Below are 22256 nucleotides of genomic sequence, written 5' to 3'. Positions count from 1 at the left end.
AAATGAACATGGTCAAACTAATGAAAAAAATGGTCCTGGCGGGCTTGGGGGTCGAGGCGAAGGCCCGAGAGACTTGGGAGGAGTTGCTTCGGCGTGGAGAAGAAAATCAAAATAACTATGCCAAAAAAGTGAAGGGACGAGTCGCGGATTTGGAAAAGGACTTAAAAGATTTGGAAAAAAAGGAACGCGACCTGGTCGATCGGGTAATGGCCAAGCTCCCCATCGCCACCAAGGCGGACATGGATCGTCTGGAAAAGAAGATCCAGGAACTGTCGGCCAAATTAAAAAACGTGTAAGATGCCGGCCTCCGGGGAACGCATCTTGGCCCTTGATCTGGGCAAAAGCCGGATCGGCTTGGCCATCAGTGACGAGTTGGGCTGGACCGCCCACGGTCTTCCCACGATGGAGCGGGTGGGCCCCAAGAAAGACATCGCAAGGCTTCGAGACATTGTGGCCCAGTATCAGGTCCGGAAACTGGTGGTGGGCCTTCCCCGAAACATGAACGGCAGTCTTGGGCCCCAAGCGAACCTTGTCCTGGAATTTATCGAACAGCTCAAAAATAAGCTGGGGCTGAAAGTCATCCCTTGGGATGAACGGCTCACCACACAGGCAGCCGAGCGGGTCCTCATCGAGGCAGATATGAGTCGCTCTAAACGCCGGAAGACGGTGGATCGAGTTGCAGCCGTGCTGATCCTGCAAGGTTATCTGGACAGCCGTCGCGCTCCGCTTCAAACGGCCAGCCTACCCGAGGGGTGATGGCAGCGGCGTTACAAAAACGGATCGGCCGCATGGCCATCCCGTTTCTACTCGTCGGGACGATCCTCCTGTTTGTGATCGTGCAGGAGGCGACCTTTCTCTACATTCCACCCGATGGGGAGCGGGTCCAAAAAGTGCTGGAGATTCCGGAGGGGTCGACGCTCCGGGACACCGCCCGGCTGCTCTATCAGAACGGGCTGATCACCAGCATTGGTTCGTTTGTGGTGGTGGGCAAGTTCTTGGCGGTCGAGCGGCATATCATCCCGGGCGAATACGCTTTTCACACACAGATGCTCCCGCTGGAAATCATCGGGCTGATCAAGAGCGGCCGGGTGGTCCAGTACGAAGTCACGATCCCGGAGGGTTCAACCCTGGCCCAAATCGGACGGCTGGTCGAAGAAAAACATCTGGCCCGGTATGAAGATTTCATCCAGCGGGCGAATGATCCGGCCTTTATTCAATCCCTGGGCTTCACCGTCGATTCTCTGGAAGGCTATCTCTTTCCGGAAAGTTACTATTTCTCCAAGCGCGTCGGGGCCGAAGGAATCCTGCGGACCATGGTCAGGCAATTCGAGACGGCCTACACGCCTGAGATGGAGAGACGGGCCCAGGAAATCGGAATGACGAGACAGGAGGTCGTGACCTTGGCCTCGATCATCGAGAAAGAAACCTCGGTGGAAATTGAACGGCCGATGGTCTCGGCCGTTTTTCACAATCGGATCCGAAAAAACATTCCCCTGCAGAGCGATCCCACCGTAATTTACAGCCTCCCGCATTTCACAGGGAACCTGACCCGGAAGAATTTGAGAATTCACTCCCCCTACAATACCTATTGGATCAGGGGTCTTCCCCCGGGACCGATCGCCAATCCCGGCAAGGAGGCGCTTTGGGCGGCGCTGTATCCGGCGGCGGTGGAATACCTCTATTTTGTCTCCAAGAACGACGGCACCCATTACTTCTCAAAGACGCTGGCCGAGCACAACCGGGCCGTGCAAAGGTACCAAAAACGTCGGCTGGCAAAAACCACCTAAGGGTTCGGATGTTTTCTCACGCGGGTGAGCTGGCCGGATTGATCGATCACACGCGTCTGGCTCCGGACACGATGCCCGAGGACATCCGCAGGGCATGCCGGGAGGCGCGGCGATACGGTTTTGCGTCGGTTTGCATTCCGCCCTGTTATGTCGAGGAGGCCGTTCGCGAACTCGACGGATCGAAGGTGGCCGTTGGCACGGTCATCGGCTTTCCGCTGGGGTATCAATCATTATCGGTGAAGATTTTTGAGACGATGGAGGCCGTCAAGCAAGGGGCGATTGAACTGGATCTGGTTATTCATCTGGGGGCCGTTAAAATAGGAGATGCCCGCGGCGTCCGGACCGAGGTGGGCCGCATCCGGGATGCGGCCTCCGGGGCACGGCTCAAGGTGATTCTCGAAACCGGGTATCTCAGCCGCAAAGAAATGATCTCGGCCTGCCTCTGGAGCCGGGAGGCCGGTGCAGTTTGGGTCAAGACCTCGACCGGGTTCGGCCCCAAGGGAGCCACGACCGCGGATGTCCGACGCCTCAAGAAGGCGATCGGGGAGGACGGATTTGTAAAAGCCGCCGGGGGCATCCGGGACCTCAAGTCGCTGGAGGACATGGTTCGGGCTGGGGCCTCGCGAATCGGGACCAGTCGCGGCGTGGAGATTCTGAAAGAGTACTTGCGCGGGTCGAGTCGATCATGACACCCCAAAAAGTATCCAAGGAAGCCTTGTCGGCCTCGGACCGACAGGTGCTGGACTCTCTGATGGTCCAGCTGCGGGGGCTGTACGCCGAACGGCTTAAGCAAGTGATCCTCTACGGACATAAGAGCCATGGGGAGCGCGGCTCGGATCTGGACATCTTGGTCGTGATCGAGGGGATCACGGACCGCTTTGTCGAGATGAGCCGTATCCATCGGATCACCGGGCCGATCACGGTGGATCATGACATCCTGGTCACGGCCATTCCGGTTGACGCGGCCTATCTCCAACAGCAGCGTGGGACCGCGTTCTTCGCGGCGATTCTTCAGGACGGGATAACGTTGTGAATTCGGGGAAGGCCTCCGTGAGCATCGAGACCAAGCTGAAGGAAAGCGGGATCGTTCTTCCGACGGCACCCAAACCGGTTGCGAATTATGTTCCGGCCGCCCGGGTGGGGGAGTTGCTTTTTACGAGCGGCGTATTGCCGATGAAAGAGGGCCGGCTGGCCTACGAAGGAAAACTGGGAAAAGATCTGACGCCGGAACAGGGGCAGGAAGCGGCCCGGTTGGCCTTGCTCAATGCCCTGGCCGTCGTGAAACAGGAAGCGGGAAGCCTTGAGCGCGTCGTCCGGATCGTCCGGCTTACCGGACACGTGGCCTCGGCGCCGGGGTTCGTGCTGCAATCCACGGTACTGAACGGCGCTTCGGATTTACTCGTCGCAATCTTCGGCGAGGCCGGCCGTCACACAAGGGCGGCGCTGGGCGCCGCCGAGCTGCCGTTGAACAGCCCGATTGAGCTTGAGCTCATTGTGCAGGTTCGTCCGTAGTGGCGGTTCATCATTCTGCCTTAAGGCTCCGGAGGAGTGTTGATGCGGATGTTCGCTGCCGCGCGAAGCCGGTTGAGATGGTCCTTTAATTTCGAATCCGTCTTTTCTGCGATCAAAAGATCCTGAATCGCCTTCCGGGCGTCCTCCGGCTTCTCGTTTTTGTACTCTTCCCTGTGTTCCTGGAGATAGTCGTCGATCTCCTCGGGATTGATGAACACGAATGACTGGATCCGTTGTTCGATCAGTTTATCGACGGTCAGCTTTTGTTTGAGTTGCTGTTCGATCTCGGCGTCGGTCATGGACAAACGGGCCTTGACCAGATTGAATGTTTCCGGGCTTCCGAACCGGAGCTGAAGCTTCTTGTAGGCGCGGGCGACCTCCTCGTCCGAGGGCGGTGGGATCTCGAGTTTTTTGGCCTCGGCCAAGAGCAGTTTCTGATCGATGAGGTCATTTAATACGGCGGAGTCGTCCACGCCTTGCCTTTCCACGAACACCTCCCGGTACTTTTGAACGTCGCTGAGCGCGATCACCTCGTTGTTCAATACCGCCATGATCCGATCGGCCAGGAGGGCTGGAACCGATGAAGGGCAAGCCAGGACGATACAAAAAATTCCGGCCAGAATCCGAGTGTCGAGGCGCATACTTTGTAGACGGTAGCATAAAATTGGCGCGCGATCAAATCGGAAGGGTCGGCGGGTTGTCGCAATTGACAAAAGGGTCCCGACCAACGATAATACGCCCTGCTCAACCGGATCTTCAACAATGGAAGGAACAGCCATGGCCTATTCCAAAGAGAAAGACAAGCTGATCGAAGTGGTCGGTACCGTGGAAGGTCCGCGGTCGAACATCGAGGTTTCGATTTTTTCGTACGACGGCGCATCGCCGAAAATTGCGGTCACCCGTTTTTCGGAAAGAGAGGACGGGAGCCGCGGTTTTCAAAACCTCGGCCGTTTGACCCGCGAAGAAGCCGAGGGACTCCTGCCCCTGCTGAAGACTGCGATCGGCAAGCTGTAGCCGTGTTCAAGACCCGGAGGGAAAGGGCGGAGCTTTATCTATTTGCGACCACCTTCATCTGGGGCGGTACCTTTGTCGCGGTCAAGCTGGGGCTGGGAGATCTGTCGCCGGTACTCTTTGTGACGCTTCGTTTCTCGCTGGCCGCGCTGGTCCTCCTCTCCCTGAGCTTCAACCGCCTCCTAGCGATCGACCGGGCCCTGCTCTGGAAGGGAAGTTTCCTCGGAGCTCTCCTGTTTCTCGGGTTCGTTCTTCAAACCGTTGGGTTGACGGATACCACGGCTTCAAAGTCGGCCTTTATCACCGGCTTGATGGTGATCTTCACGCCCTTCTTTCAAATCGCGATCGAGAAACGGGCCCCGAAGTTCGCGAATTTCGCCGGTGTCGCGATCGTGACGGCCGGTCTTTGGTTCCTGACCTCGCCGTCCGAGGGGGGGCCTTCCGGCACCGGCTTTACTCGGGGGGACGGACTCACGTTGCTGTGCGCCGCGGTCTTCGGTTTGTACATTGTCATGCTCGACCTGTTTTCAAAGGATGCGGAGGCCCTGCCGCTGACGTTCCTCCAGATGCTCACTCCGGCGGTGCTGGGGTGGATCATCCTTCCCTTGATCGAGACGCCGGTCTGGAATCCCACCCCGAACGCGATCGCCGTCCTTCTCTTTTGCTCGCTGCTGGGAAACGTCCTGAGCAACTATGTCCAGACCCTTTATCAACGGGATACGACGCCGACACGGGCGGTGATCATCTTTACTATCGAGCCGTTATGGGCCTCGATCCTGGGTTATTGGATGCTTCAAGAGGTGATCGGATACGGAGGGGTGGCGGGCGGGGCCATGATCATCGCGGGAATTTTGGTTTCGGAGCTTTCGGATTCCGCGTCTTCTCCGCCAGCCTCAAAATAATTTCCCATTCCTTCTTTGCGACCGGTTGAACGGAAAGGCGGCCGTTCCGGAATAGGAGCATGTTTTTAAGCCCCGGCGTTTTTCGAAGCGTCTGAAGCGGGATGACGGAGGGAAAGGCCTTCACGAACTTCACGTCCACACGGTACCATGTCGGATGATCCGGGCGGCTTCTGGGATCGTAATGGGCATCGTTGGGGTCAAAGGCCGTGTCATCCGGGTAGCCTTCCTTCACCACCTCTGCAAGCCCTGAAATCCCACTTGGGCTCGTGTTGCTGTGGTAAAAAAGAACGCCGTCTCCCACTTTTATGCTGTCTCTAAGGTAATTTCGTGCCTGGAAATTCCTTACGCCGTCCCAGCCGGTCACACGACAGTCTTTGAGGTCCTGGATCGAGAAGACCTCCGGTTCGGACTTCAGCAACCAGTAGGAGGGATTCCCGGCCATTTACTCCGGCGTGATTTTGGCGTTTTCGAGGATCGCCTTGTAGACGTAGCCGGCGCCGAAATCCTTGTCGGTATCCAAGGTTCCGGAAACGAGAATGTGGTCGCCGACGCTCACAGTCTGCTGGGAGGTAACGGCCAGATCGTTCGTGCCTTCCTTCCCGCTCCCGTCCTGGATATGGAGGAAGTTCTTCCCCATAATGCCGGGGGTGAACTTGACCACCTTGCCGCGGACCTGGACCTGTTTTCCCTTCAAGCTTTGGCGTTCGGTATATATCTGTTCCACGGTCTTAGTCCCGTTCGAACCGGCTTGTGTTTGATGGACCGGAGGTTTTGGTGATTCGGCTTTATCTGCGGAAGCGCTTTTTCCAACCACCTTGACCGATGAAGTAAAAAGGATCGAGTCGAAAGTGCGTTTGAGCGTCGGACTGAAGAAATCTTTCATCTCCGAGCCGGGCGCGACATCCACCTGATCGCCGACCGCCAGTTCCAATTGCGGGGCGGCCGCCCAGTACCGGCCGCTTTTTGTCTCGACTTCAAGATAGGTATATGACCCCGCGTTCATGGTGGTGACCACGACGCCGGTTCTTTCGATGGCGAACCCCGCTCCCGGCCCGAGCACCAGGACCGCGCATAGGGCCGCCAAGGAGATCAAGATCGATTTCATGGAGTCCTCCGTCGGGATGATTGGGGGGCGACTTACATCCCCATGATATGATAGCCGGCGTCGACATAGATTACCTCGCCTGTGACGCCGCTGGCCAGATCGCTGGCGAGGTAGAGGGCCGTGCCGGCCACTTCTTCAGCCGAAATGTTTCGCCGCAATGGCGCCTTGGCCTCCACGTGATGGAGCATGTCCAGAAACCCGGAAATGCCGGCGGAGGCGAGGGTACGGATCGGGCCGGCCGAGATCGCGTTCACGCGAATTCCCTTTGGACCCAGATCGGCCGCGAGATAGCGGACGCTGGCCTCCAGGGCGGCTTTGGCGACGCCCATCACGTTGTAACGTGGGACGACTTTTTCGGCGCCGTAATAGCTGAGCGTGAGGATGCTGCCCGGCCGGCCTTCCATCAAAGGCGCGGCATGGCGGGCCAGGACGGTGAGCGAATAGGCGCTGACATCCTGGGCGAGCCGAAAACCGTCTCGGGTGGTGCTCAGGAAGTCGGCCTTGAGGTCTTCTTTGTTGGCGTACGCGATCGCATGCACGAGTATGTCCAGATGGCCGAAGGTGGACCGGACCTGTTCGAAGACGGCCTGGATCTGATCGTCCTTCGTGACGTCGCAGGGAAGAATCAACTTGGCCCCGACGCTCTCCGCCAGCGGGCGGACCCGTTTTTCAAGCGCCTCGCCCGCGTAGGTGAAGGCCAGCTCGGCCCCTTCCTGGTTCATCCTCCGGGCAATCGACCAGGCGATGCTCTTCTCATTCGCGACGCCGAAAATAATACCTTTCCGGCCATTCAGCAATCCCATGCCAGCTCCTTATGCGATATTCGACAAGACCAATCAGGAAATTAAAAAAGGTATCATACTCTAAAACCAATCGCTTTTCAACCGATTCGGCTCCGCGCATCGGTCCTCACCACCACCGTTCCCGCGATCATATCATGCAGCGCGCGTTTTGCGGGCGGGACGGCGGCGAGGAGAAAGCCGATGCCCAGGGTGAAAATGTCCAAGTTATAACAGAGGGTCCGCCCAATGGCACGAAGCCACGAGAGGGACTGGCCGGCGGCCGTCACGACGCGGATGCCGAGCGCCATCTTGCCGGGCGTTTGGCCTCCGTACCACGTGAAAAATGAAAAGTAAACCAAGAAGAGCATGGACCAAATCCGGGTGTGCAACTCGGCCCAGTCCATCAGCGATTCTGAGAGACCGTCTGGCAGGTTCAGGGACTGGGCCATGGCCAGATCTTCGGCCGTGGCGCCGAGCCAGAGGAAGATGAGCGTGATCCATTGCAGCAGGATAAGATCGATGAGGAAGGCGGCGGTCCGTCGCCAGAATCCGGCTGTATACTTTACCGGAATCGCCTCCAACTCGGCGGCGGTCGGTTCCTGGATCGGCCGTTCCGGAAACAGCGGCCAGGGGTTTTCCGTGCCTTGCGCGGACGGCTGCGGCGGGCCAGGTTCCATCCATCACCTCCGGGTTTCCAATTCGTATTGGATAATCGCCAGAACGGCCAGGCCGGCCGTTTCGGCTCGAAGAATCCGCGGCCCCAACGAGACGGTGACCCATCCCGCTTCGCGGGCCTCTTCGACCTCCGTTGCGGCCAGGCCCCCTTCGGGCCCGATTAGAATCACGACGGAATCCTCCTCGCTCAGATCGTGTAGCACGGTCCGGAGCGACGGCTCTCGCGCCTGCTCCCAGGGCACCAGTTTCAACGAGGCCTCCGGTGGATGTCTCAGCAACGCGTCCAGCGAAACCACGGTGCGGACCATCGGAATGTCCGATCGGCCGCACTGCTGTGAAGCCTCTTTCGCGATCTTCTGCCAGCGGTCTGTTTGATGAGCCTGCCGTTCGGGGCGAGGCCGGGCAATCGTCCGGTCCGTCACGACCGGGAGGAGGGTGTTCACTCCCAGTTCGGTCGCCTTTTGAACGACCCAGTCCATCTTATCGCTTTTCAGGACGGCCTGGGCCAGCGTGAGGGAAGCCGCGGGTCGGGTCGGGGGACCGTTTTTTTGAAGGATTTTCGCGATAACCTCCGATTTCGTGACGCGACCGATCGCGGCGCGGTATCGGACCTTTTTTTCATCCACAAGATTCACGATCTCGCCGGGACGGCAGCGGAGGACATCTCTTAAATGATGGGCCGGATCGCCTTTCAATACAATCGCGTCGTTTTGTATCGATTCCGACTGGATGAAGTAGACGGGCATTAAAGGGTCCATTAAAAAGGAGGGGCGGTTCGCGAACCGCCCCTACGGAATTATGGACGAGGGGTTCATTCAAATATGTTCTTGACCTTCTCGAGGAGTCCTTCTTCGGCTGCAACGGGATCTCCGCTCAGCTTGGAGAACTCTTCGAGGAGCTCGCGCTGCCGGGCGGTGAGCTTTGAAGGGATCGTGACACGGATCGTCACCAGCTCATCGCCTATTCCATGACCCTTAACGTTCGCGACGCCGAGGCCTTTAAGACGGAAGACGCGGCCGCTCTGTGTGCCGGCCGGGATTTTAAGTTGGGTCTTGCCCTTGAGCGTGGGAACTTCGATCTTGGCGCCCAGCGCGGCCTGGCCGATGCTTATCGAAACCTCGCAGAGCAGGTCGTCCTCTTCCCGGGCAAACAGGGGATGATCTTGCACGGTCAGGACGACATACAAGTCCCCCGGCGGCCCGCCATGGGAACCCGGCTCGCCCTCGCCGCTCAAGCGCAGACGGGTTCCGGTCTCAACCCCGGCCGGGATTTTGACCGTAAGCGTCTTGTCATGATGCACCTGTTTCTTCCCGTGGCATATCGGGCAAGGGTCCGAGATGATCCGGCCTTCCCCGTTGCAATGGCCGCAGGAGCGGCTGATGGTGAAGAATCCTTGTTGAAAGCGGATCGAGCCGGCGCCGTTGCAGGTCGGGCAGGTCCGGATCCCGCCGGACGATTTCGCGCCGGTCCCGCGGCACTCGGTACAGGTTTCCCATTTTGGGATCCGGATCTTGGCCTCTTTTCCAAAGACGGCCTCCTCGAATTCGATCTGAAGATTGTACCGAAGATCGGCGCCGCGTTCCGCCCGAGCTCGCGTTCGACCGGTCGCGCCGCCGAAAAAGTCCTCGAAGATGTCGCCAAAGATGTCGCCGAAGCCGCCTCGGTTGAAGTCAAACCCGCCCCTTCCTTCGGTTCCGACCCCCGCATGGCCGAAGGCATCGTACCGGTGTCGCTTCTGAGAATCGCTCAAGACTTCATAGGCCTCGTTGACCTCCTTGAACTTCTCTTCGGCCGATTTGTTGCCCGGATTCCGGTCCGGATGGAACTTCAGCGCCATCTGGCGGTAGGCCTTCTTCAGTTCCTGATCCGAGGCGTCGCGTTTGATGCCGAGGATTTCATAATAGTCGCGTTTGGCCAACGATCGGTTCTCCTAAATGACCCGGGTCCAAAGGAATGAGGGGCGCGGTATTTCTTTAATAGGGTTACGTTCCCTCTTTGTTGTCTTTTTTTGTCTCTTCAAATTCGGCGTCCACCGATCCCTCTTCCCCCGCCTTGGACGACGGCCCTCCGGTCGCGCCCGAAGGTCCTTCTCCTTGCGAACCCGGGCCGGCCTGCGCTCCTCCCGCCTGTGCGGAGGAATGTTTGTACATCTCCTCCGCCACCTTGTGAGAAGCCTTGGTGAGTTCCTGCAAGGCATTCCGGATGGTGGTGGTATCGTTGGCTTCGATCGCCTTCTTTGTCGCCGCGATCTTTTCGCGGATGTCGTTCCGTTCGGCCATGGCGACCTTGTCACCCAGCTCGGTGAGCGTTTTCTCAACGGTATAGATCATGCTGTCCGCTTCGTTCTTCACCTCGGCCAATTCCCGCTTCTTCTTGTCCTCTTCGCTTCGGGCGTGGGCTTCCTTCACCATCCGGTCGATCTCTTCTTTGGACAACCCGCTGGAGGCCGTGATGCGAATGGACTGCTCTTTTCCCGTCGCCATATCCTTGGCCGACACGTGGACGATGCCGTTGGCATCGATGTCGAAGGTCACCTCGATTTGCGGGACGCCGCGGGGCGCCGGCGGAATTCCGACCAGATCGAAGCGTCCGAGCGTCTTATTATCCCCCGCCATTTCCCGCTCGCCTTGCAACACGTGAATGCTGACCGCGGTCTGGCTGTCCGATGCCGTTGAGAAAATCTGGCTCTTGCGGGTCGGAATGGTCGTGTTCCGCTCGATCAGCTTGGTAAAAACGCTTCCCAGCGTTTCGATTCCCAAGGAGAGCGGCGTGACGTCCAACAGCAGGACGTCCTTCACCTCGCCCTTGAGCACCGCGCCTTGAATTGCGGCCCCGATGGCCACGACTTCATCCGGATTCACGCCCTTGTGGGGTTCTTTTCCATAGAACGATTGGACGACCTGCTGGACCTTGGGCACCCGCGTCATACCGCCGACCAGGACCACTTCTTGGATGTCCTGGGCCGTCAGGCCGGCATCGGTCATCGCCTTTCGGCAGGGTTCGATCGTCTTTTGGATCAGCGCATCCACCAGTTGTTCCAGTTTCGAGCGGGTCAGCTTGGTGACCAGGTGCTTGGGACCGCTGGCGTCCGCGGTGATGAACGGGAGGTTGATCTCGGTCTCCTGGGATGAGGACAGTTCGATCTTGGCCTTCTCGGAGGCCTCTTTCAATCGCTGGAGAGCCATCTTGTCTTTTCGAAGGTCGATTCCCTGATCTTTTTTAAATTCTTCGATCAGCCAGTCCATGATACGAAGATCGAAATCGTCGCCCCCCAGATAGGTGTCCCCGTTGGTGGCCTTGACCTCGAACACCCCTTCGCCGATCTCCAGGATCGATATATCGAAGGTCCCGCCACCCAGATCATACACCGCGATCCGCTCGTCCTTTTTCTTGTCAAGGCCGTAGGCCAGCGACGCCGCCGTCGGTTCGTTGATAATTCGAAGGACGTTCAGACCCGCAATAGCGCCGGCGTCCTTCGTCGCCTGCCGCTGACTGTCGTCGAAATAGGCCGGGACCGTGACGACCGCATCGGTGACTTTTTCACCCAGATAATCCTCGGCCGTTTGCTTCATCTTCTGGAGGATCATCGCGGAGATCTCGGCCGGGCTGTATTTCTTTCCGCGAACCTCCACATGGGCGTCTCCGTTGGCGGCCTCCACAATTTTGTAGGGGAGGCGTTTCATCGCAGCCTGGACTTCGGGAGAACGGTGCTTGCGCCCGATCAAGCGTTTGATCGAGAAGATGGTGTTCTCCGGATTCGTAATGGCCTGCCGACGCGCGATCTGGCCGACCAACTGCTCGCCCTTGTCCGTGAAAGCCACGACGGACGGCGTGATCCGGCTTCCTTCCGAATTGGGAATGACCACGGGGTCTCCGCCGGACATGACGGCCACGCAGGAAAACGTCGTTCCCAGATCGATACCAATCACCTTGCTCATTTGAAAACCTCCTCGCTAATAATCAGTGCGTATCAAAGCCTTCACGACATCCCTAAATCAAAAGATTACGGGTTCTGGCTGTCTTCTTCGGGGGCCTTTTTTTCCGGCGCTTCCGTGACCGGTGAATGCGACGGTCTCCGGGCCACGGCCACCATGGACGGCCTAAGGACGCGCTCATGATATAAATAGCCTTTTTGAAGTTCCTCCGCGACATGATTCTCGGGTTGCTCGGTCGTGTCGAGATAGGTTACGGCCTGATGGCGGCCCGGGTCGAAAATCTCCCCGACGCTTGTGATCGGCGTCACCCCGAATTTCTTCAAGACGTCCAGAAATTGCCGATAGGTTAACTCCACCCCTTCAATCCAAGGCGAACGTTCCGAGGCGTCTTTGACATGGCTTAAGGCGCGTTCCAGATTGTCCAAGACCGGCAAGAGCTCCTTGAGGAGCTTTTCATTCGCGTATCGGAGCTGCTCCATTTGGTCTCGCGCCGTCCGTTTCTTGTAGTTTTCCATCTCGGCCAAGACGCGGAGTTGTTTCTCCTGGGCCGCCGCGAGCTCCTTGCTCTTAAAGTCCAGTTCGGTTTTTAAAGATTGAATTTCCTGTTCGAGCGATGCCGGCTCCGCCGCTTTCGATCCCGACGAGACCTCGGTCGGTTCGGAGGATTCCGTATCGGATTTGCGATTCGGGGTCTGATCTTCCATGCGAGGCTCCACGATCCACTCAATCCTGATCTAAGAGGCGACCGAGCAATTTGGCGGTATGGTCGACCAAGGGAATAACACGGGCGTATTCCATCCGCGTGGGCCCGATCACGCCCAGCGTTCCCCCAACATCGTCGCCGCCCCGATAGCTTGAAACGACCAGGCTGAAATCTTCGATTCCGGGCAGGCTGCTCTCTGAACCGATGAAGATCTGAACCCCGTCCGTTTCCAGACAATCGTTTAAGAGTTTCAGGATAACGGCCTTTTCCTCGAAGGTCTTAAAAAGCGACTTCATCTTCTCCAAGTTCTCGGTAAACTCGGGAAGACTCAGAATGTTTGACGTTCCCACCACATAGAGTTCTTCTTCCGGTTGTTCCGCCAGGGCCTTCTGGCCGAGTTCGGAGGCCTTCTGAAGCAAGCGGCTGTACAGTTCCTTCTCGGCCTCCATTTCCTTGAGGAGCCGCCGTCGGATTTCATCCAGACTCAGGCCGCTGAACTTTTCGTTGAGGAAGGCACTGATTCGCGTAAGATCCTTCTGGGTCAATTCCGGATCGACATCGATCATCCGGTGCTGAACCAGGCCGTCTTTGGATAATTGGACAATCAACGCGTGCCCCTTCCGTACCAGAATAAATTCCAGGCGATCCAACCGCGCCTTGGAAACTTTCGGGGCCAGAACGATACCTGCGTAGTGAGACAGAAGCGAAAGCATCCGGGTCGTCTCCTGAAGAAGCGCGTGAGGATCTTCTCGTTTCATGCCCAGATAGGTTTCTTCAAGAAATTCTTCATTAAAAATGGAGGGCTGATCTTCCACTAAGAGTGCGTCTACGTACAGACGGTAGCCTTTGGAGGTGGGGATACGTCCGGCCGATGTATGAGGTTGCAGCAGATAGCCCATCTCCTCCAGCTCAGCCATAATATTTCGGATCGTAGCCGGACTCAACCCAAAAGAAAAATTCTTAGTCACGGTATGCGATCCGACCGGTGAGGCCCGCTCAATATAAGATAAAATAATGGCATTTAAAACCTTGCGACTTCTTTCGTTAAGCTCCATGCCTGCACCCTGTTTAGCACTCAGTCAATTAGAGTGCTAACAGCTTATCAAGTTTTAACCGTGTTGTCAATGGCCCTTCGGGTCTTTTTCTTGTTTCTTTCATACAGGATTCGAAGTCCTTCCAGCGTTAAGAAGGGTCGAACCTCATTAATCGTATTTGTCTCAGAAAGGATCAGCCGGGCCTGCCCGCCGGTCGCGATGACTTTCGCGCGGGACCCCAGCTCCTTTTTCATCCTCGTGACCATCGAATCCACAAGTCCCGCGTAACCATAGAGCATGCCGGACTGTATGCTGCTGATGGTGTCCTGACCGATGACCGATCTGGGTCTGGCCAATTCAACCTTGGGGAGTTTGGAGGCTCCCTGGAAAAGGGCCTCGGCCGAGATGGTGATTCCGGGTGTGATCGCACCGCCCAGATATTCGCCTCTTTTACTGACGGCGCAAAAAGTGGTGGCGGTTCCGAAGTCCACAATAATAACCGGTCCGCCGTATCGTCGGTACGCCGCGACGGCGTTGACGATCCGGTCGGCCCCCACATCCCGGGGCGGCTCGTATCGATTGATCAAGCCGGTGTCCATGGCTCCATCCACGATCAAGGGCTCGGAATGAAAATATCGAAGGCTCATCTCGGTGATGATCGGGGTCAGGGGCGGGACCACACTGGACAAAATCACCCCGCGGATCCGATCGGACCGAATCCCGTTGGCCCGAAAAAGATCCAAGGTCAAGATTCCGTACTCGTCGGAGGTTTTCGCCAGCCGAGTGGCGATTCTCCAATTTCCCTTGAGGCGTCTTTCCTGGAAGACGCCCAGAACGATGTTGGAGTTTCCAATGTCAATCGCAAGCAGCATCGGATGGCCTCACGTGAACGATGTCCTCGGACCGGAGGATGACTTCCTCCCGATCGTTCCTCGACAGGATCAACGCGCCCTCGGGTGTCAGCCCCTTGGCGATCCCGGTCCATTCGTGGACTTGATCCCGGACCCGCACGGACCGTCCCATGGTGTCGGAGCGGGTGGTGAAAGCGTTCAGAATCATTTCGGGCGGCTCGGTCTGAAAAGACCGATATTGTATTTCGATGGTTTCCAAAATCCGTTGCAGCAGCCGGACCCGATCTATCACGCGACCCGATTCTTGCCGCAGCGAACTGACGGAGTCGCGAAGTGTTATAGGAAGGGCGTCGCAAAGAAGGTTGACATTGACCCCGATTCCCAAAACCAGGTACCGGATACGCCCTTTTTGAACGACGCTTTCCAAAAGAAGACCGGCAACCTTTTTATGATGAATTAGAAGATCATTCGGCCACTTCAGGCGAGTCGAAAGACCCACGGTTTGTTCAATGGCCTGGGCAACGGCATTGGCAGCGGCCAGTGTCCATAAGCCCGCGCGCCGGGGATCGCCGCCGGGTCGGAGGATGATCGAGAAGTACAAGTTGACGTCCGGGGGGGAGATCCAGCGACGGCCCATTCGGCCCCTTCCCCGAGTTTGAGCATCGGCCAAAACGACGGTCCCTTCAGGAGCACCCCTTTTCGCCAAAGGGTGAGCGGCGGTATTCGTCGACTCGATCCTGTCAAAGATATGCAGGGTTTGTCCAAACCGCGCCGTCTTCAGCCCGGATCGAATGGCATCCTGAGTCAGCGGCTGCGACCTGAAAGCCCTTGAGGAGGGCTGAGAAGTCATGGGGCATCCTTTGAAGGAGTGATGTCCATGCTCAGGTCCACGGCCGGAGCCGAATGGGTCAGGGCCCCGATGGAGATAAAATCAACGCCGGCCCCGGCGAACTCGCGCACGTTGTTCAAGTGAATACCGCCGGATGCCTCGGTTAAGGCGCGCCCATTTATTAACAAGAGGGCCTCTTTCAGGTGAGGAATTGTCATATTGTCAAGGAGGATCCTGTCGGCCTTGGCCGATAGTGCGTCTTCGACCTCGTTTAGGTTCCTCGCTTCCACTTCAACCTTAAGACCGCGAGGCGCCTTCCGGCGGGCCTCTTCGACCGCGCGCTTTAGACTTCCGGCCAGTGCGATATGGTTGTCCTTGATCAGGATGCCGTCGCTTAAATTCATCCGGTGGTTTCGGCCCCCGCCCATCCGAACGGCGTATTTTTCCAGCCCTCGTAGTCCGGGCGTGGTTTTTCGGGTGTCCAGGATCGCGGCTTTTGTGCCCCGGATCGTCTCGACAAACCGCGCCGTGAGCGTGGCGATGCCCGAGAGGCGCTGGAGAAAATTGAGTGCCACCCGCTCTCCTTTTAATAGAGAACGCCCGTCACCCACAATGCGTGCGATCTGCGTTCCGGGTTGGACTCGGTCCCCGTCCTGCGCAAGGGATTTGAACTTGAGTTTCGGATCCACCTTTTTAAAAACGGCCTCGGCCAGGGGCAGGCCGGCCAGGGTCGCTTCCTCCTTGGCCCGAATCACGGCCTCGGCCTTTACGACTTGCGCAAAAAGCAGACGGGTGGTCAAATCGCCGGAGCCGAGGTCTTCGGCAAGGGCGCGGGTAACAAGGTCCAGGATGCGAACGGCGGACAAGAGAGGGGGCGGATTCATGCCTTTCCTCCCGTCGTTTCGCGCAAGTCCTTGAGGGCCTCGGACAATTTCTCATGCTCAAGACGGAGCTCTTGATAACGCGACTTCGTTTTTTCTGTGACCTCCGGAGGAGCCTTCGAAGCAAAATCAGGGTTAGACAGCTTCTTTTTCTCTTGGTCCATCTGGGCGGCCAGGTCCTTCAACCGCTTTTCCTTTTTCGTAATCTCTTTGGCGATGTCTATTGTATCCGGCGTCAGGGGAATGAATATCTCGCCGGCCTGGCCGCCCGGGAAGATGAGGGGACCCATGAGAGCATTCGCGGGTTGCTGGACGTTCCGTCCGATTGTTAGACCGCTGAGGCCAGCGAGCGCGCTGATCGTCGAGTGGTTGTTTTGAATGTAACGCTCGATGTCTTGGTTCGACAAGCGGATCGCCGCTTGCAATTTCTTTGAAAATGGGATGCCATGCAGCCCGCGCATTTCCCGAATTCCCTCGATGACTTTCTGAAAGCTCTCGCATTCCTGTTCGGTCGATTCATTAATCAGGGTGGCGTTCGCGATCGGAAATGCCGCGATCGCAATGCTGCCGTCCGTTTGCGTAAAGGTCTGTCGGATCTCTTCGGTAATAAAGGGCATGAACGGGTGGAGGAGTCGGAGCACCGCTTCAAAAGCCTGGATGGCGACGGTCCGGGTTCGATCCGCGGCTACGGTGTCCGTTCCGTACAAAGTTGGCTTAATCAGTTCAAGGTACCAGTCGCAGAATTCGTGCCAGAGAAACTGATACAGGTCTCGGGAAGCTTCATCGAAGCGGTAATCTCCAAGCTGACGATTAACGGATTGGATCACGCGTTGGAGCCGGCTTAATATCCAGCGGTCGGCGAGGGAAAGCGTCATCGGATCCGCGAGGGGGGAATCAAGATAAGCTCTCGGCCCCTTCGGACAGTTCATCAGGATGAACCGCGCGGCATTCCAGATTTTGTTCGCAAAATTCCGGTAGCCTCCGATTCGCTCCTCGGAAAGTTTGATATCCCGTCCCGGTGAGGCCATGGAGGCCAGGGTGAAACGCAGGGCGTCCGTTCCGTACTTCTCCATGATCTCGAGTGGGTCGATGACGTTTCCCTTGGACTTGCTCATCTTCTGTCCCTCGGCGTCGCGGACCAGCGCATGGATGTAAACTTCCCGGAAGGGGACATCCTTCATGAAATGCAGCCCCATCATGATCATCCGGGCCACCCAGAAGAAGAGAATGTCGAAGCTCGTGACCAGGGCCGACGTAGGGTAAAAGAGTTCAAGCGCCTTCGTTTTTTGCGGCCAGCCCAGGGTGGAGAACGGCCAGAGGGCCGAGGAGAACCACGTGTCCAGAACATCCGGGTCCTGGACGAAATCGGCCGAACCGCAATGCGGGCAGCGCTCCGGCGCCGTCGCGGCGACGATCGGTTCCTTGCATTCGGGCCGGCATTGGCCGACGTCCGTTCCGCGGCAGTACCACGCAGGGATCTGATGCCCCCACCAGATCTGTCGCGAGATACACCAATCCTGGATGTTCTCCATCCAGCCAAAGTAGTTGTTCTTCCAACTTTCGGGAATTATACGGATCCGGCCGCTTCGCACCGCGTCGATCGCCGGCGCTGCAAGAGAGTTCTCCGGGTTGTTCACGCGGACAAACCATTGCGGCGAGAGACGAGGCTCGATCACGGTTTTGCAGCGATAGCATTTGCCGATGGCGTGACCATGGTCTTCAACTTTGATCAAGAAGCCATCGGCTTCAAGGCGGCTCACGACCCGGTCCCGAGCCTTTGGGACTTTGGCGCCCGCGATTTCGTGCAAAAGATCCTTGTCCGTTTTGGCCTCTTCCTCGAGAACGACAGGGTCCATGTCGCCTAGGCCGGTCAGCAATGAGATTCGGGGAAGGCGGTGGCGCTGGCCGGCCTTTTCATCATTAAAGTCATGGCCCGGCGTGATCTTGACGGCGCCGGTTCCAAATTCCCGATCGACCAAGATCGAGTCCCCGACAATCGGGATACGACGGCTTGTCAGAGGAAGGAGCACGGCTTTGCCGATCAACCCGTTGTATCGGGGGTCGTCTGGATGCACCGCGACGGCGGTATCGCCCAGCATCGTCTCGGGGCGGGTCGTGGCGACCGTGAGAAACGCCTCAGGATCGTCAGCCAGAGGGTATTTGATATAGTACAACTTGCCCTTGACTTCCTCGTGCTCCACCTCGATGTCCGACAGGGCCGTCCCGCACCTCGGGCACCAATTGATCAATCGCTCTCCTCGGTAGATCAGCCCTTCCTGGTGCAAGCGGACAAAGACGTCTCGAACCGCGGCCGAGAGGCCTTCATCCAGGGTAAACCGCTCCCGTTTCCAGTCGCAGGAAGCGCCGAGCCGTTTCAATTGAGCGATGATGGTCCGCCCCGACTGCTCCCGCCACTGCCAGACTCGTTTGATGAATTCCGTGCGCCCCAACTTTTCCCGCGAGGTGCCTTCGGCCATGAGCTGGCGCTCGACGACATTTTGGGTTGCAATCCCGGCGTGGTCCGTTCCGGGCAGCCATAGGGTATTCGATCCCAGCATACGCTTCCAGCGGACGAGGACATCCTGCAGCGTGTTGTTCAGGGCGTGGCCTAAGTGCAGCGAACCGGTGATATTGGGCGGCGGGATCACGATCGAAAACCGCTGGGGCTGCGTCGAATGCTCGTCCGCGGAAAAATAGCCACGATCGATCCAGTGCCGATACCAGCGGTCCTCAACCTCTCGGGGATTGTAGGGCTTGTCGAAGCGGGTTGGATCGGTTTGTGCGGTGGTTTCAGTCATGGGGCGTAAATCTTAACACGAAGATTGGAGAGAGGGCAAGCGGCCCCCTGCCAAGATCTCTTGACAATTTTGAAGAGCAACGGTTAAATAGGCGGTCGAAATGAATCAACCGGATAGGAGAACAGTCCATGCCACGAGGGCGCGAAGTTGATCGTGAACTGAGAAGGAAGTACCGAAAAAAAGAACGGAAGCAGAAAGCCAAACGACAGGCCCAGATGAAAGCGGCAAGGGGAAAAGGGAAAAAGTAGAAAATCAGGCCGGTTTTTCCGTCTTGAGTTTCTCGAGTTCCTCTTTGATGAGCGTCTCGGCTAAGGACGGAACAACGTCCCACGCGACCTTTTCGAGGATCTCTTTGGCCATTTTGGAGACAAGCCTCTCGATCATCTCCTGAGGGACGGCGTCGTTGGGTGGTGCTTGAGCTTGGTTACCGGTCGGTGGAATGGCGGGCGAAGGCTCGGCGGAGGTCTCCGGGCTTCCGGGCGGCTGAGGGGGAGCCGTCTCTGGAATGGGAGGGACCAAGGCCGGCAAAGACGCCGCGTGTGGTTCGACCAAGGGGGCCGGTGGGACGGGATCTGCCGGACCGGATGGGGCCGGCGGCACGAAAGGCGAAGGCCGCGTTCGCAGTCCGATCACGGTTTGTGAATCCTCCAGAGCGGGCATGAGTTCGGCCATGGAGGGCTCGGACGGCTCTTTCAGCGGCTCCGGTGGAACCGGTGGGGTGACCGTAGCGTCGGCCCGGCTCTGAATCACCGTAGTTTCATAATCCGGTTCGGGAGTACCCGTATCAGTTTTTTGCGTCTCCTCCGTGGATTTTTCTCCCGGCAGCGACCAGCCCAGCAATTCCTCGATCTTCATGACCTCAGCCTGATCCTTCGATGGCGGCAAAGGTGCCGTGGTAGGCGTCGGGGATGGAGGGGGTGGAGGCGGAGGATCGACGGTGGCCGGGACAACGGGCCGGGGCGCTCGGTCGATGATGGTGGCGCTATCTTGGGAAAGGTCCTTGAGTTTTTCGATCAGCTCCTTCGGCTCCAGAGGCTTCTTGACGAAATCGACGACGCCGAGCGTAACAAGGGTGCTGGGGTCGTAGCTGTCGGTGCCGCTTACCAGGACGAGGATCGCCCGTTCCTTGGAGGTCTGTTTCTGTTTGACCTTTTCGCAAAAACGGACAAAACTTATTCCTTCAAGATGGAAATCGGCCAAGATTAAATCGGGATCGATCTGGGTCAGCAAGTCCAATGCGGACAGGCCGTCGTTCAGGCAGGTGACTTCGAATTTTTCACGGGAAAGATTGTATTCAACCAATTTCTGGATGGCAAGGTTGCTATCAACGACGAGGAGCTTTTTCGCCATGCGCAGATGCCTTTCGGAGCATGTGAGGTGAATAATTTCACGGTAGCATAAGAAAAAAAGACTGTCAAGGCGCCGGGGAAATGGATGAATAGCTCACAACGCGATTCCGCCCCGATTTTTTAGCCGCCCCCAAAGCCGCCTCGGCCTTTTTGATTAGGTCTTTCGAATCCTTTCCGTCGACCGGGTATACCGCGAGCCCCCCGCTGAGGGTCACACGCTTGAGCGAGAAGGGGTGGGCCTCGGTGGATTGCCGAATCCGTTCCGCCACGAATCGCCCTTTTTCCTGATCGGTCTCCGGAAGCACCACGGCCATTTCTTCCCCCCCGTAACGGCATGGAATATCCACCGTTCGGAGGCGGTCCCTGATGATGTTCGCCACAACCCGAAGTGCCTGATCCCCTTCCAGTCGGCCGAACATTTGATTGTACGATTCAAATTGATCCAGGTCGAAGATCACCACGGTCAACGGCCGACCGTACCGGTGGGCCTTCTGAAGTTCGCGGTCGAGGTACTTATAGAAGTAGGTTACATTATAGAGCGTGGTCAGACTGTCCAGGTCGGCTTGCTTCTGATTTTCGTTGAGCAAAAGAACATTTTCCAGTGCGATCACGCCTAGGTGGGAGATCATGTGGATCAACCTTCGGCCGTTCTCCGGGATGGCACCGAGCCCCCCCACGTTGATCACGCCGTAGAAACGATCCCAATGAATCAGGGGGGCACAGAGATCGGTTTGAATGTTCTTGAACCGATCCTGAAGGAAGGAGGTTTTCACGAGGTTGCTCTCTTTTTCAAAATCGTCGGCGGTCATGATCACCCGCTTCTTGGCCGTCCAGCCGATACGCCCCTCGCCGATCTTGATTCGTTTAATCGCATCTGCCCTGTCGGGTGAAAAGCCCGACTGGGTCTTCAGGACCAGCTCATCCTTCTCCACGGCGAAAAGAGAAACTTCTCTCGCATCCAGGAGCTTCTGGGTAAGTTGGACGATGTTCTCTTCCAACTCCCGGGTTGTGTGGGCGGCGGACAACTGTTTGGCTAGGTCGGGGAGCAGGAGAAGAATCCTCGAAAGATTGGCGGTCTCTTGCTTAATTTGAAGGAGGGATTGCCGCTGTTGGGTCAGGGTCAGTTCTTTGAAATCCATCTGGGACCGGAGATGGTGCAATTCGGTTTCCAAATCCTTCGTTGTGTTGGCCAGACGCCGCAACGGAACAAGTCCGGCGATGGCCAGGAGCCCTACGACAACGGCAACGATCGATAGGAGAAGGATATTTTCCGTGACGATTCGTCCTAAGTTAAACAATCAGGAGTCCCGCGTATCCCACGACCCGGTCATAATCACCGCTGGTCTCTCCCGAGGTCATATACTTCACGAGTTTGGCCCGCCTGGCCCCCAAGCGGAGTGCGGCGAATAGCGTCGCAACCGTTGGGGCAAAACCGCACATCGAAATCCGTTTTTCCCGCGTGACGCGGTGAAGTCCAGCCGGATTCAGGGCCAGAATTTCATCGATGGCCCATTGATCTTTCCTTCGCGCGACGGCGTCGGGTTCATAATGACTCATGTCCGTGCTGGCGATAATCAAGATCGGCCGGGGGGCTTCCAGCACAGCGGCGGCCATGGCCTCTCCCAAAGCCCGACAAACGGCCAGTTCCGTGCTCATCATAATTACCGGAACAATGGCGACCGCCGGTCGAAGTTGTTGAAGAAAAGGGAGCTGAACCTCGAGGCAGTGTTCGGATTGGTGCGCTTCTGTATCCGACTCGGCCTGAGGGCATCGCGCCAGCAGGTCGGCGGCCAGGCGGCGGTCGATCGCGACCCTTCCGTTCGGCATGTTCCAACTGCCCTCCGCATAGATCGAGAGGGGCGGTCCAAGACCGGTATGATTCGGGCCCACCAGGAGGAGGGTGTCAGGAATCTGGACGCGGGAGTAAACGGCACCCGCAACCGGACCGGAATACATCAGGCCGGCATGGGGACAGACGATGGCCCGTGCGGATTCCCGAACTTGATCTTTCTCAAGGTATTGGTCCACCTGGCTTCGGAGCCGTTCAGGCATCGCAGCATAGAATTGTCCGGCGACGGCAGGACTACGGACCATAGAAACCT

Annotated in this window: 25 protein-coding genes; 8 read left to right on the top strand and 17 right to left on the bottom strand. The window is 57.5% G+C overall.

Features of this window, described 5'->3' with window-relative positions; all coding sequences use genetic code 11:
• Nucleotides 1-8: 8 nt before the first annotated feature.
• From VMN77_11065 to VMN77_11040, 6 genes are read left to right on the top strand one after another with little or no spacing between them, the layout of a single operon-like run.
• Nucleotides 9-296 (top strand): phasin family protein, encoded by a 288-nt coding sequence (locus VMN77_11065; protein HTN44323.1) that lies wholly within the window; start codon nucleotides 9-11, stop codon nucleotides 294-296.
• 1 nt (nucleotide 297) lies between these two features.
• Nucleotides 298-756, top strand: a complete 459-nt coding sequence (gene ruvX, locus VMN77_11060) for a Holliday junction resolvase RuvX (GenBank protein HTN44322.1) — start codon at nucleotides 298-300, stop codon at nucleotides 754-756.
• Nucleotides 756-1787: an endolytic transglycosylase MltG gene (mltG, locus tag VMN77_11055; protein ID HTN44321.1), complete on the top strand. Its 1032-nt coding sequence runs from the start codon at nucleotides 756-758 to the stop codon at nucleotides 1785-1787. Before ruvX ends, mltG begins: the two co-directional genes overlap by 1 nt.
• 8 nt (nucleotides 1788-1795) lie before the next feature.
• Entirely contained in the window at nucleotides 1796-2476 is a 681-nt protein-coding gene (gene deoC, locus VMN77_11050) for a deoxyribose-phosphate aldolase (GenBank protein HTN44320.1), read from the top strand.
• Entirely contained in the window at nucleotides 2473-2820 is a 348-nt protein-coding gene (locus VMN77_11045) for a hypothetical protein (GenBank protein HTN44319.1), read from the top strand. The genes deoC and VMN77_11045 overlap by 4 nt, the downstream gene beginning before the upstream one ends.
• Nucleotides 2817-3299, top strand: coding sequence for a RidA family protein (locus VMN77_11040; GenBank protein HTN44318.1), 483 nt, complete (start codon nucleotides 2817-2819; stop codon nucleotides 3297-3299). The genes VMN77_11045 and VMN77_11040 overlap by 4 nt, the downstream gene beginning before the upstream one ends.
• Nucleotides 3300-3319: 20 nt before the next feature.
• Here VMN77_11040 and VMN77_11035 read toward each other — a convergent pair whose 3' ends face one another.
• Nucleotides 3320-3850, bottom strand: a complete 531-nt coding sequence (locus VMN77_11035) for a SurA N-terminal domain-containing protein (GenBank protein HTN44317.1) — start codon at nucleotides 3848-3850, stop codon at nucleotides 3320-3322.
• Between the two features lie 226 nt (nucleotides 3851-4076).
• Here VMN77_11035 and VMN77_11030 point away from each other — a divergent pair, with 226 nt between their 5' ends.
• Nucleotides 4077-4313, top strand: coding sequence for a hypothetical protein (locus VMN77_11030; GenBank protein HTN44316.1), 237 nt, complete (start codon nucleotides 4077-4079; stop codon nucleotides 4311-4313).
• A 2-nt stretch (nucleotides 4314-4315) separates the two neighbouring features.
• Nucleotides 4316-5212: a DMT family transporter gene (locus VMN77_11025; GenBank protein HTN44315.1), complete on the top strand. Its 897-nt coding sequence runs from the start codon at nucleotides 4316-4318 to the stop codon at nucleotides 5210-5212.
• On the opposite strand, the gene VMN77_11020 is transcribed toward VMN77_11025, so the two are convergent.
• From VMN77_11020 to amrB, 16 genes are all read right to left on the bottom strand, one after another.
• A complete protein-coding gene (locus VMN77_11020; protein ID HTN44314.1) occupies nucleotides 5148-5654 on the bottom strand; it encodes an EVE domain-containing protein in 507 nt (168 codons plus the stop codon). The genes VMN77_11025 and VMN77_11020 overlap by 65 nt on opposite strands.
• The gene (locus VMN77_11015) at nucleotides 5655-6317 is read right to left on the bottom strand and encodes a DNA-binding protein (protein ID HTN44313.1); all 663 of its coding nucleotides are present in this window, start codon (nucleotides 6315-6317) and stop codon (nucleotides 5655-5657) included.
• A gap of 32 nt (nucleotides 6318-6349) precedes the next feature.
• Nucleotides 6350-7120 carry an enoyl-ACP reductase gene (locus tag VMN77_11010; protein ID HTN44312.1) on the bottom strand — a complete coding sequence of 257 codons (771 nt, stop codon included), beginning with the start codon at nucleotides 7118-7120 and terminating at the stop codon, nucleotides 6350-6352.
• A gap of 77 nt (nucleotides 7121-7197) precedes the next feature.
• Nucleotides 7198-7776: an RDD family protein gene (locus VMN77_11005; protein ID HTN44311.1), complete on the bottom strand. Its 579-nt coding sequence runs from the start codon at nucleotides 7774-7776 to the stop codon at nucleotides 7198-7200.
• Nucleotides 7777-7779: 3 nt separating this feature from the next.
• Nucleotides 7780-8520, bottom strand: a complete 741-nt coding sequence (locus VMN77_11000; GenBank protein ID HTN44310.1) for a 16S rRNA (uracil(1498)-N(3))-methyltransferase — start codon at nucleotides 8518-8520, stop codon at nucleotides 7780-7782.
• 65 nt (nucleotides 8521-8585) lie between these two features.
• Nucleotides 8586-9692 (bottom strand): molecular chaperone DnaJ, encoded by a 1107-nt coding sequence (gene dnaJ, locus VMN77_10995; protein HTN44309.1) that lies wholly within the window; start codon nucleotides 9690-9692, stop codon nucleotides 8586-8588.
• Between the two features lie 64 nt (nucleotides 9693-9756).
• Complete coding sequence (dnaK, locus tag VMN77_10990; protein HTN44308.1) at nucleotides 9757-11712, bottom strand: molecular chaperone DnaK; 1956 nt, start codon at nucleotides 11710-11712, stop codon at nucleotides 9757-9759.
• Nucleotides 11713-11777: 65 nt separating this feature from the next.
• Nucleotides 11778-12413 (bottom strand): nucleotide exchange factor GrpE, encoded by a 636-nt coding sequence (gene grpE / locus VMN77_10985; GenBank protein ID HTN44307.1) that lies wholly within the window; start codon nucleotides 12411-12413, stop codon nucleotides 11778-11780.
• 19 nt (nucleotides 12414-12432) lie between these two features.
• Nucleotides 12433-13467 carry a heat-inducible transcriptional repressor HrcA gene (gene hrcA / locus VMN77_10980; protein ID HTN44306.1) on the bottom strand — a complete coding sequence of 345 codons (1035 nt, stop codon included), beginning with the start codon at nucleotides 13465-13467 and terminating at the stop codon, nucleotides 12433-12435.
• Nucleotides 13468-13514: 47 nt separating this feature from the next.
• Nucleotides 13515-14318: a type III pantothenate kinase gene (locus tag VMN77_10975; protein ID HTN44305.1), complete on the bottom strand. Its 804-nt coding sequence runs from the start codon at nucleotides 14316-14318 to the stop codon at nucleotides 13515-13517.
• The gene (locus tag VMN77_10970; GenBank protein ID HTN44304.1) at nucleotides 14302-15147 is read right to left on the bottom strand and encodes a biotin--[acetyl-CoA-carboxylase] ligase; all 846 of its coding nucleotides are present in this window, start codon (nucleotides 15145-15147) and stop codon (nucleotides 14302-14304) included. Before VMN77_10970 ends, VMN77_10975 begins: the two co-directional genes overlap by 17 nt.
• On the bottom strand, nucleotides 15144-16010 hold the full coding sequence (gene nadC, locus VMN77_10965; protein HTN44303.1) for a carboxylating nicotinate-nucleotide diphosphorylase: 867 nt from the start codon (nucleotides 16008-16010) through the stop codon (nucleotides 15144-15146). Before nadC ends, VMN77_10970 begins: the two co-directional genes overlap by 4 nt.
• A complete protein-coding gene (locus tag VMN77_10960) occupies nucleotides 16007-18805 on the bottom strand; it encodes a valine--tRNA ligase (protein ID HTN44302.1) in 2799 nt (932 codons plus the stop codon). The genes nadC and VMN77_10960 overlap by 4 nt, the downstream gene beginning before the upstream one ends.
• Before the next feature lie 252 nt (nucleotides 18806-19057).
• On the bottom strand, nucleotides 19058-20155 hold the full coding sequence (locus VMN77_10955; GenBank protein ID HTN44301.1) for a response regulator: 1098 nt from the start codon (nucleotides 20153-20155) through the stop codon (nucleotides 19058-19060).
• Nucleotides 20156-20219: 64 nt separating this feature from the next.
• Nucleotides 20220-21452 (bottom strand): sensor domain-containing diguanylate cyclase, encoded by a 1233-nt coding sequence (locus VMN77_10950; GenBank protein ID HTN44300.1) that lies wholly within the window; start codon nucleotides 21450-21452, stop codon nucleotides 20220-20222.
• The gene (amrB, locus tag VMN77_10945; protein HTN44299.1) at nucleotides 21445-22248 is read right to left on the bottom strand and encodes an AmmeMemoRadiSam system protein B; all 804 of its coding nucleotides are present in this window, start codon (nucleotides 22246-22248) and stop codon (nucleotides 21445-21447) included. The genes VMN77_10950 and amrB overlap by 8 nt, the downstream gene beginning before the upstream one ends.
• Between the last annotated feature and the right edge of the window lie 8 nt (nucleotides 22249-22256).

This window comes from Nitrospiria bacterium, from assembly GCA_035498035.1.
GTDB lineage: Bacteria > Nitrospirota > Nitrospiria > JACQBZ01 > JACQBZ01 > JACQBZ01.
Note: the sequence above shows the minus strand (reverse complement) of the source record. Positions and strands in the feature narration are given on the sequence as shown.